1 protein-coding gene is annotated in these 1,132 nt (G+C 69.3%); it reads right to left on the reverse strand.

The genetic code is table 11. The features are described 5' to 3' along the window. Positions 1-1,026 (reverse strand): WD40 repeat domain-containing protein (locus tag CCN42_RS40220; protein WP_422641137.1); only part of this gene is annotated, 1,026 nt, incomplete at its 3' end. Between the last annotated feature and the right edge of the window lie 106 nt (positions 1,027-1,132).

A 1,132-nucleotide genomic window follows, 5' to 3' on the forward strand; every position in this document is an offset into this window, starting at 1 on the left:
GCCGTCCGGGGAGAAGGCGAGGGAGGTGATGTCGTCGCCTGCGGTGGTGAGGCCTGCGCCGAGGGGCTGGCGGGAGGGCACGTCCCACATTCTCAGTGTGCCAGCGGTTCCGGCGGCCACCAGGACGGAGCCGTCCGGGGAGAAGGCCAGCGCGGTGGTCGTCGCCTCCCCGGTTACGGCCCCGTTCACAGGGATTCCGCCGGACAGGACGCCCAGCGAGGTGCCCCGCCGTACGTCCCACAGGGTGATGCGCTCGTTCGCCTCGACCAGTGCCACGGTGTCACCGTCCGGACTGAACGCGGCCACGCCGTAGGTGTCAAGTGTTACCTTCTTCGCGGGCCGTCCGACCGTGGGGAACAGTGTCCCGTCGTCGTGGAGGAGCATGCGGCCGTCCGGGGAAATCACACTGACGGTGCCGTACGAACCAGAGGACGCCGGCTTGCCCGGCCGGGTGACGCGGCGCAGCCTGCTGCCGTCCTCGGCGTTCCACACCGTCAAAGCCAGCCCCGTGCCGTCGGATGTCGTCAGCTCGCTGCCGTCCGGACTCAGTGTGAAGGTCCAAAAATCTTCGGCAGGCACTCGCATCGTGGATAGCCGGCGGTGCTGGGCCGTGTCCCAGACCGTGACGTGGGACAGGTTCATCTCTTCCTCGCTCGGCGCCCAGCTGAAGGCCAGGCGGCGCCCGTCCGCGCTCAGCGACAGGCTCGGTGTGTCCCAGAGATCGTTTTCCCGGGCCACCGGTACGCCGGGTACCTCGGAACGCAGCCGTCCGGTCCGGGTGTCGTACAGGGCGAGGTGCCCGCTCTTCCCGGCTCGCTCTCTCAGGACGGCCAGGGTGCTGCCGTCGGCGCTGAGCACAGCGGCACCGGCCTCTTTCCGTTGCCACGAGGGGCGCACCACCCGGCTGATGTCGAGGGTGCGGACGACGCCGGTGTCGCGTGTGCTCCTCACGACGTAGCGGAGCATGCCGGCCCGGACGTCGAGAGCGAGTTGCTCCGGTACGTGGTCGGTCAGCTCGTGACGCAAGACGGGTTCGTGCGGCCGGTCAGTGCGCCACAGAAGGATCGCGCCGTCGCTCATGCTCGTGACGAACCGTCCGTCCTCGCTCAGCGCGTATCGGTCCATGCCTGCG

It is taken from the genome of Streptomyces glaucescens (assembly GCF_002154375.1).
GTDB classification, from domain to species: Bacteria; Actinomycetota; Actinomycetes; order Streptomycetales; family Streptomycetaceae; genus Streptomyces; species Streptomyces glaucescens.